We start from the raw sequence: 8,775 nt of genomic DNA, 5'->3' as shown, positions 1-8,775 counted from the left end.
ACGGAGCAGTTCATTGTCCATGATCCCCAACTGGGGCTTCAGGCCTTATCCTGCCCGGATAGGCTCGCGACAGAGCATGCGGTTCTCATATCAGACGTGCATTCTTGGAGCCCTGATCGATTCTGCCAACGCTCGCGCCAAGCCTGCCGGCGCGGGGTGATGCCGGTTCCGGCTACACCACTTCCAGAATAGCTGGCGCAATGCTGGCGCGGCGGAGATGAAGCAGGCGACGACGGCTGGCGGTGACGTGCTGGTTATGGCGGGTCTGGAGGCGGAGGAAGTGGCGGAGCTCGTCATAGCTTCGGCAGAAGCGCTCCGCTGACGCGAAGCTTCTGAAGCCGTGCATACATCGAATGCTGCCTTTCAAGCCCCTGTGGTCTTGTTCCAATCTGCTATTCTTATAGGCGCTGTTGCGATGGACGACCCGCCGGCCAAGCGTTGATCTGATTGCACGCGGGTAGGAGCCGTGCCCATCCGTGGTGACCTAGTCAGGGACCTGACCGGTGAGCGATTTTGCCGAGCGGAAAAAGGCTTGGGCCGCTGCCATGTCGCGGTGCTCGCTCAACATGGCGTCGACAAGGTTGCCGTTGCGGTCAATAGCCCGGTACAGGTAGGTCCACCGACCACCAACCTTCAGGTATGTTTCATCCACGTGCCAGCGTCGGCGGCGGGTGCCGCCCTTGCCGTGCCGGCGTCGACGGAGTTCGTCAGCCAGCATCGGTGCGAGCTTCGCCTCCCAGTCATGGACGGCTAGGACTGGACACCCGATCGCAAGGTCAGCGCCGTGGTGATGGCCAGGGCCGAGTAATGCGGCTGCCCGCCCCGGGTGGTCCGCGGCTCAGCCCACCACGTCCAGGGGCATGATCCATTCCGGATTCTTGCCGGGCCGGCCCCGGCCCGCCAAGCCATGCCCGACCTGGCTGTGCCGCCCCGGCGGTCTTTGGCCAAGGCGAGGTCGGACCACTTACAGGATGGCCGCGTCCCTCCATCTATGAGCTGGTTTGGATGGAGATCGCTCATGGTCCGCTTGCTCTCGCCGCCTGGCATCGTCACTGGGCTTGTGGTGATGCTATCCGTGGTCGGCGGCGTCGCCTTCGGCGCGGGCTTGGCCAGCGCGGCGCTTGTGGCCGGCTCCTTGAGGGGGAAGGCGCGCTCATGATCGCGCTGCTCTACCTGCCGATCCTTGCCGCCCTACATTTCAGTGCAGGCACCGCCTTGGGCGGCATGGCCGTGCTGTCGGCCAAGACGATCCGGGACCTGACGCGACAGCCGAAGGCCTGACCGCTGCAGGCGGCCGGATGTGCCGCGCCCGATCAGCCCTGCGCCATCTCGAGATCCCGGCCGCTGCACTCTCTGCCTGGCATTGCAACTTGTTTCCTCAACAGCCGCGCTGGGACGCATTGCGTGACGACATGCGTCGTCACACCGCCGTCCGGGCGCAGGTTTCCTGCTGCCACACCCCGAAAGCCTCAGCGCGGGCATGCCGGTACCGGGCTGCGGTCATGAGGTGCCGCCGCGGTCGGAAGTGACCGTAGATCACGCTGTGCGCCGACAGGAACCGCTGTGCCTGCCGGGGCGACTTGAAGCGCTGCATCTGGCGCTCCCGGCGTCGGGTCGGCCGATGTGAGTTCTCGGCACGATTGTTGAGGTATCGGCTGGTCCGGTGTCGTACATCGGGCAGGACCTCGCGTTTCGCCGCGCCGTAGCTGCGCAGGCCATCGGTGACGATGCGCTTCGGATTGTACTTCAGGCCGGCCAGCAGGCGTTTGAAGAAGCGTTTGGCCGCGGTCGCGTTCCGCCCGCCCTGCACCAGGATGTCGAGTACGACCCCGTGCTGATCCACCGCGCGCCAGAGGTAGTGCAGCACACCGTTGATCCGCAGGAAGACCTCATCGAAGTGCCAGGTGTCGCCCGGCTTCGGCCGGCGCCGGCGCAGCTTCCGGGCGAAGTCGGCCCCGAACCTCAGGCCCCACTGCCGGATGCTCTCGTGGGTGACCATGATCCCGCGCTCGGCAAGGATTAGCTCAACATCTCGCAGGCTGAGGCTGAAGACATGATAAAGCCATACAGCATGGCTGATGATCTCGGCCGGAAGCGGTAGCCGGAGTAGGTGACGGGCTCGGGCATCATCAACCCAGCTTGGTGCAGCCGCCTCGTTCCGGACAGAGATCGCCAACTTGGCAATGCCAGCGATTCAAGTCGCTGACGCAGGCCCAGCGCTTTCTGTCATCCCACGCGATGATCTACGGCCACTTCCGTCCACGACGGCATCTGATGACCGCGGCTCAGTATCGGCGTGCTCGCGCCAAGGCCTTCATCGTGTGGCGGCATGAGACGTGCGTCCAAATGGCAGCATGAGGCGTAGGGTCATGCTGCCATCTGGACGCACGCCCTGTTGCCTAATAAGTTGACAATGCCTAACGGTACCTTGGCGAGTGCCAAAAATAGACATCGCTGCTCAAGTCGGTTGCGGAATCGCGGCCCTGTCGCGCCGTCAGACCAGCCAATCTGAGTTAAAACCGGCAGCCGGAACCCCTTCGAACAGGATCGAGCCGCCCGCGGTCTCGATAAGAACGTACCCGTTGAAGTTCTCGGTGAGCTTATAGCATCCGCCGCTGAGATGGATCCTGTCCCCTCCGGCGCCGTCAAAATCGGCGACCACGTCGTCCCCGAAGGTCCGGCCGAAGAGGAAAAGATCGGCTCCCTCGCCCCCCTCCAGGTCGTCGTCGCCAGATCCTCCATTAAGTGTATCGTTGCCCGCGTAACCGAAAAGCGTGTCCGAGCCAGAACCAGCGTTGAGGCGATCGTTGCCCTCGCCGCCCTCCATATGGTCCCGGCCAGCCCCACCGAACAGCAGATCGTCGGCATCGTCTCCCTGGAGCCAATCTCCTCCAAAGCCGCCAAACAGGGTGTCGTTCCCCTCGGCTCCGTAAAGCCGATCTGTGCCGTCTCCACCCCGCACGATGTCGTCCCCGGCCTGCCCGTCGAGTTCGTCGGCTCCCTGCTCACCAATGAGCGTGTCGTTGCCCAAAGCACCAAAGGCGTTGTCATTGCCGTCGCCGCCCAGGAAGACGTCGTCTCCTTCACCAGCGTTGGAGAGGTCATTCCCGCCCAATGCCCGGATGATGTCGGCCCCTGACGTTCCGTGAAGCTGAAGATCGTCTCCGGCCGTGCCGATAATAAACGCCATGTTTTCCTCCCGGCAGGTACGTGACAAAGCGGGCGTGGCGGACCAAGAATGAAGTCTTCTGACGATGTTCTTGTGAGGACAGGTCCGTTCGGCAGCACTGAAGCACCAGAACGCCAAATAACGGTGCTAAATGCTTTCCAAAGCATACGATGGCTGGGGCTGAGACCGACGTCACGTTTCTCGGAGTTCGCCTGCGCCAGGTGTCTGGCCCGCGAGCATCCACGGGTGCTTGAAGGCAACGGATTGCCGTGCCGACCGCCTGCAAAAGCCCCCATGCGACGTATGTCCCTCAATGGCGCCTGAGTGGCAGGAGGGCCTCCCGCTTGCGTGGAAATATGATGAGGTGGCGCTTCGCCGCTTCGTCGAGGCGGCCCTCTGGATGTGCCGCGCCGGTGCGCCCTAGCGCGACCTGCTGGAGGCGCTGGGCTGCTGGTCGAGCGTTTACCACCGCTGGCGGCGCTGGTGCCTGCGTGGCTGGTGGGAGTTGATGTTCGAGGCGCTGCATCCGGCCTTGACAGCCGACGGGCTGTTGTTGCTCGACAGCACCCCCTGCAGGCCGACCGCGCCGCGAGTGGGGCAGTAGGTATTTCCTCGTCCGCCCCCAGGCCGGCGCCAAATCGGCGGTTATCCGCGATTGCGGCAAGCTCCTTATCACTTGCGGTAAGGGGGGATTACCGCAAATGACCAATGTCTGAGAGCGGGCAGGCAGGGGCGAACGGCAGGGCGTAGGACCCTGAGATGCTATGGTTCTTCTTCCATACTCGCGTCAACGGAACGCTTACCATCGACCCGGAAGGATCTGAATTCCATGACCTCGACGCGGCCAAGAAGGAAGCGATTGCTGCGTTGCGAGAGATGATTGCGGATCGCCTGCGCGGTGGTGGGCTGTTGATTGTGCCGCAGATCGAGGTTGCAGATCAGGCAGGGCAAACGCTGGCGATAGTTACGCTTAGGGATGCAATGGATTTGCCACGGTAAGGGGGGGTTATCGCATGTGTGGATGCCCCCTGCCGAGGTCGAACACCGCCGGTCGCCGTTTGCTTATTATCAATCAGCGGGTGCTGCCAGCACGGCCACGGATTATTCTGCTTTTTACTTGCGTCTCGATAGCATAGCACAATATTGCGCTATAAAATCGACGTAGATTCTTTCTTATTCGAATGCTGTACTTCCACCATTGGCCTGTATGTCGCGTTACCGCTGCCTTGCGCTGCCACGCGCCGGGAACCTCCTGGCAGGACGGGCGCATGCGGGAGCAAACGGTCCAATGTCACAAACCGCCTTCACCCTCCTCACGCCCGGGAACAACTCCGGCGTCCTCGGCTTGGCGCGTGCCACGCTGGACGGCACCACCCTGAAGGTGGATGTCGCTGCCGCCGGCCTCACCCCGGGGGAGGTGCATCCCTTCCATCTCCATGGCTTCCTCGGCGACCAGCCCGAGCGCCTTGCCGTCGCAGCCGACGACGCCGATGGCGACGGCTTCGTCGAAACTGCGGAAGGCGAATCAAGCGCCTATGGCCAGGTCATCGCCGGGCTGACGGCCACCGGCGATGCCCGCTTCGGGCTCGAGGCCTCGCCCGATTTTCCCACCGCGGCCGCCGATGGCACGCTCCGCCTCAGCCAGACCTATGCGCTGGACCCGGCCGATGCCGGTGATGCCCAAATCCTGGACCGGCTCACTGCCCGCTTCGAAGGCCGCGTGCTGGAATTCCACGGCCTGGACCTGCCGCCCGGCGCCGGCGCCGGCGCCGGCACCCCAGGCGAGGTGGATGGCACGGGCGGCTACGACCCGCAGATCCCGGTCGCCCAGGGGCTGCAATTGATCCCCGGCTTCGAATTCGCCCCGCAGACGGCGAACTGGCTGATCCAGAACTCCGCCACCTTCCTCGACCGCGGCGCCGCGGCGCTCACGCTGCTCACCCCCTATATGCTGAACCTGGAGGGCACTGGGCCAATGGCGCCCGAGGATCCCGCCATCGCCGGGGCGGAGGCGGATCGCTTCGCTGCGCTGATCGCACCCTCGAACGGCTCCGGTGCCTTCGGTGCCGCGACCGTCACCCTGGACCGTACCGCGGCTACCATCTCGGTCGACCTCTGGATGACCGGGCTGGAACCTGGCCAGGAACACGCCGGCCATATCCATGGCTTCGCCGACGACCGCCCCTCGCTGCTGCCGAATTTCTCGCTTGATGCCGACCATGACGGCTTCGTCGAGGACCCGGAAGGCGAGCCGGTGGTCGGCCCGGTCATCCTCGCGCTAACCACCGATGGCTCGGTCACCGATGCGGCGGTCGGCGCGCCCTTCCCGGTCGCCGATGCCAAGGGGAACCTGGTGCTGCACCAGACCTACGACTTCAACGAGGCCGACCCGGCCCAGCTTGCGCTGTTCCAGGAACTGACCGACCGGCTGGCCGGGCGCGAGGTGCAGTTCCATGGGCTGACCCTGCCTGCGATCGAAGGGGAAGGCACCGGCGGCGAGGTCGATGGCACCGCTGGCTACAAGGCCGAGTTGCCGGTCGCCAATGGCATCCTGCTGCCGGTGCTGGACCTGCCCGCCTCGCAGGACCTGGTCGCGCTTGGTCAGACGCTGGAAGCGGTGGTGCAGCCCGCCGGTGAGCCCCTGCCGATCGACTGGGCCGCGGTCGCTAGGCAGGTGACAGCGAATTACGAGGCCACTGGGTCCTGGTACTACGTCTGAAGCGACCGAAGTCTGAACACAGTCTAGCACTGGCCGCGCGAAGGGTCTCGCGTGGCCAGTTGTAGAGCTGCACCGGTCCGGTCTGGCCGGTCGCCTCATGGATTGCAGCATTCGCCGCGACACTGCCAACCTCGACCTTTGCCAGCCAGTCGGCAATGCGGATCAGGCGGTCGAATCTGGTCAGGACTTCGCCATCGGCACCGCCCGCATGTACTTCGGCAGACGCTGCTCCTCGACCCATAGGTCGACCAGGGGCGTGATGGTGCCGACCACGCCGAAGCCGTGACTGTCGAGCGGGTGGCCGGGCATCCGCAGCAAGCAGACATGTCCGGCCTTCAGGCAGTCGATGATGGCGCCGCGGCCGTCGTCACCTCTGTAAGGTTGGGCAGCCCCGCCGCTCGGCATGCAGCGGGGCGATGTCTGCTGCAGCTCAAGCCAGTTCCTCGTCTGCCTCAAGCGACCTGGGCTTGCCCCTCGACCTGGCGCTGCGGCTGTGGGCCACGCAGCACGTTGCTGCTGACACTGCCGACCTCAATCCGACGCGGTCGCATCGCCTCGGGTACCTCGCGCTTGAGTTCGATCGTTAGCAAGCCGTCGGCGAGATCGGCGCCCGCCACCGTCACATGGTCGGCCAGCTCGAAGCGACGCTCGAAGGCGCGGCCAGCAATGCCACGGTGCAGCACCTGGCGCGGCTCTCCGCCGTCTGCCTCAGCACGGCTCCGCCGCTCGCCAGTGACGACCAGCATGTTCTGCTGGGCTACCACGTTCAGGTCGTCGGGCTTGAAGCCAGCCACCGCGAGCGTGACGCGATAGCTGTCCTCGCCAGTCCGCTCGATGTCATAGGGCGGATAGGTCTCGTCCACGCCGCCGCGCGTCGCGTGTTGCAGCAGGTTGAACATCCGGTCGAAGCCAACAGTCGATCGGAACAGCGGGCTGAAGTCATACTCGGTCCTCATCTCCACATCCTCCTTACGAAGCAACATGGACACGGGCGGCGCCGGATCTCCGGCAGCTCCCACAGAACCCCATCCGGGCGTCCGGCGGCCCTGATTGAGGAATTACAGGAGCGTCGTTCAAGATCCTCGCGACGGTTTAATTGCAACGGCTGGCCGGCTGAAGGTGCCCCGTCTGCGGCGGAACGCTTGCAAAGCAGCCTTGCGAGATGGTGTTTGGGGACTACTTCCGTAGTGAAGGCAACCCATGCACTTCAAAGCCGCCCCCCAGGCGGCTCAAGGCCGCTCCCCCGGGCGGCCTTTTCTTTGCATGAGCCGATTGCGGCAGCGCCCACTTCCTTGCGGCAAGTGGCCGTTGCGTTTTGTCGCAACTCAGACGGGTACATGAAACGAAAATATTTATCAGGAGTTGTGGAAAGCGAGATCTGATGATCTCATCCTGTGGATTGTTCCGATTGCCTGCGCCCGCCCCTTGCCATCGAGGGGCGGGCTTTTTTCGGCCAAATCTCGATGATGTTAATATTGTATCTATACCGTAGCGGTACGATGCCGAAATCAGCGTTTGAAGCTGAAACTTCAAGGGTTCTCAAACCCTCTCCTTAAAGCCGCCCTCTGAAACCACGGGGCGGCTTTCCTTTGCGCACAGCCGATTGCGGCAGCGTCAGCTCACTAGCGGTAAGCGAGAGCAGGCAATGGGCGCGCCGAGCCGTTGGCGACGTGCAGGGCGGTGCTGCGTTGTTTGCCGACGGGGAGGCAAAATCCCTAGCAAGGCGAGGACTTTGGGCATCGTGGCCATTTCTGATCTCTTGAACACCGCACTTGGCAAACCCGTCGCCACAGCAGCCCGCGCTGCCCGCCGCGTACTCGAACGCATTGGGCCAGAGGCAGAGGCTGCCACCCCGCCGCCTGCGCCACGGAAGTCGAAAGGTTGGCGCAGGCACCTCCGCAAAGTGAAAGCCCGCAAGGGAGGCCCTGGGGTCTAGGCTTAGAGGGGCAAGCCGGATCGGGCCGCGGTCTCGATCTCGATGCCCTGCTTCTGCGCCGCCACCTTGAGCTTGGGGTAGACGCTGGTTAGCCGGTCCAGCTCGGCGTCAAAGGTCGCCTTGTCGGGATAGACCCTGCCGCCGCTCATCCGATCTCCCGCCTGGGCTTAGGCCGTAGCCTTCCCGCGACAACACTGCCTCGCAGACCCTGCAGCGCCATGCCGACGCATCCCCGCCTGGATCGACATAAAGTGCGCCGCATCTTGGGCACACGATCACCAGCTTGGGCGCGCGCTTCGGCCGCCGCATTCCCTCACCTCCTCTTCAGCTTAGACGCCACCACTCGCATGTAGCTTGGCATCCGCCCCTCATCGAGCCACAGGTCCACCAGCGATGTAATGGTACAGACGGAGCCGAAGCCTCGGCCGTGTAGGGGGTGGTCCGGCATGACCAAGCAGCAGACGAGACCGCCTTTCTGGCAATCGATCACCGCGCCGCGGTAGGTATAAGAAGGCCCTCCCAACGGGCCGTCAGCCGCAGTCTGCTCTAGTTCAGGGCGCGCAGCCGGCGGAGGTTCATCCGGGAACAGGGCCATGCGATGAGGTATAGCTCTGCGAGACTAACAATCCATTTACGGTCAATGGGTCGCTGATTGTCTATTTCTGCGAGAGCCGGAAGAGGCTTGTTGGCTGCAAACGATACCGCCCCGGCCATTTGCAGTCAGGGCAGGCCGGGGCCAAATGGGCTTCTCTCAAAGCCGTCGCCCTGGAGCTAGACCTCCACCCCAAGCCGGGCTGCCATCTGCTCCAGCAGTGCCAAGTCGCCAGCTCGCCATTGCCGTCGGGTCAACAGCTTCTCAGCATCCATAGCTGAAAGCCCGGCCACGGCCCCAATCTCAACCGGGTCTCTGATCCCTCGCGCCTCCATCTCCTGATCAAGCAGCATGCGCAG

9 protein-coding genes and 2 pseudogenes are annotated in these 8,775 nt (G+C 64.0%); 4 read left to right on the top strand and 7 right to left on the bottom strand.

The window, feature by feature from the left end; all coding sequences use genetic code 11:
- Positions 1-172: 172 nt before the first annotated feature.
- A pseudogene (locus tag JMJ56_RS34545) lies at positions 173-718 on the bottom strand (IS6 family transposase).
- Positions 719-1,018: 300 nt separating this feature from the next.
- On the opposite strand from JMJ56_RS34545, the gene JMJ56_RS31760 reads away from it, so the two are divergent.
- Both JMJ56_RS31760 and JMJ56_RS35145 read left to right on the top strand, forming a co-directional pair.
- Entirely contained in the window at positions 1,019-1,159 is a 141-nt protein-coding gene (locus JMJ56_RS31760) for a hypothetical protein (protein WP_202835877.1), read from the top strand.
- A complete protein-coding gene (locus JMJ56_RS35145) occupies positions 1,156-1,281 on the top strand; it encodes a hypothetical protein (protein WP_268885183.1) in 126 nt (41 codons plus the stop codon). Before JMJ56_RS31760 ends, JMJ56_RS35145 begins: the two co-directional genes overlap by 4 nt.
- 139 nt (positions 1,282-1,420) lie before the next feature.
- On the opposite strand, the pseudogene JMJ56_RS31755 reads toward JMJ56_RS35145, so the two are convergent.
- Both JMJ56_RS31755 and JMJ56_RS31750 read right to left on the bottom strand, forming a co-directional pair.
- Positions 1,421-2,138: pseudogene (locus JMJ56_RS31755) on the bottom strand (IS6 family transposase).
- Between the two features lie 356 nt (positions 2,139-2,494).
- Positions 2,495-3,190, bottom strand: coding sequence for a calcium-binding protein (locus tag JMJ56_RS31750; protein ID WP_202835876.1), 696 nt, complete (start codon positions 3,188-3,190; stop codon positions 2,495-2,497).
- 738 nt (positions 3,191-3,928) lie between these two features.
- On the opposite strand from JMJ56_RS31750, the gene JMJ56_RS31745 reads away from it, so the two are divergent.
- On the top strand, positions 3,929-4,168 hold the full coding sequence (locus JMJ56_RS31745) for a DUF6894 family protein (protein WP_202835875.1): 240 nt from the start codon (positions 3,929-3,931) through the stop codon (positions 4,166-4,168).
- A 289-nt stretch (positions 4,169-4,457) separates the two neighbouring features.
- Positions 4,458-5,888: a hypothetical protein gene (locus JMJ56_RS31740; protein ID WP_202835874.1), complete on the top strand. Its 1,431-nt coding sequence runs from the start codon at positions 4,458-4,460 to the stop codon at positions 5,886-5,888.
- A gap of 180 nt (positions 5,889-6,068) precedes the next feature.
- Here the strand turns inward: JMJ56_RS31740 and JMJ56_RS31735 are convergent, their stop codons facing one another.
- The 4 genes from JMJ56_RS31735 to JMJ56_RS34540 all read right to left on the bottom strand — a co-directional run.
- Positions 6,069-6,344: a hypothetical protein gene (locus JMJ56_RS31735; protein WP_202835873.1), complete on the bottom strand. Its 276-nt coding sequence runs from the start codon at positions 6,342-6,344 to the stop codon at positions 6,069-6,071.
- Positions 6,341-6,844: an Hsp20 family protein gene (locus tag JMJ56_RS31730; RefSeq protein WP_202835872.1), complete on the bottom strand. Its 504-nt coding sequence runs from the start codon at positions 6,842-6,844 to the stop codon at positions 6,341-6,343. The genes JMJ56_RS31735 and JMJ56_RS31730 overlap by 4 nt, the downstream gene beginning before the upstream one ends.
- Positions 6,845-7,826: 982 nt before the next feature.
- Complete coding sequence (locus tag JMJ56_RS31725) at positions 7,827-7,973, bottom strand: hypothetical protein (protein WP_202835871.1); 147 nt, start codon at positions 7,971-7,973, stop codon at positions 7,827-7,829.
- A gap of 622 nt (positions 7,974-8,595) precedes the next feature.
- Positions 8,596-8,775 (bottom strand): hypothetical protein (locus JMJ56_RS34540; protein ID WP_236039001.1); only part of this gene is annotated, 180 nt, incomplete at its 5' end.

Source organism: Belnapia arida (genome assembly GCF_016773205.1).
Classification (GTDB): domain Bacteria; phylum Pseudomonadota; class Alphaproteobacteria; order Acetobacterales; family Acetobacteraceae; genus Belnapia; species Belnapia arida.
This window is presented reverse-complemented; position numbering and strand designations above follow the sequence as displayed.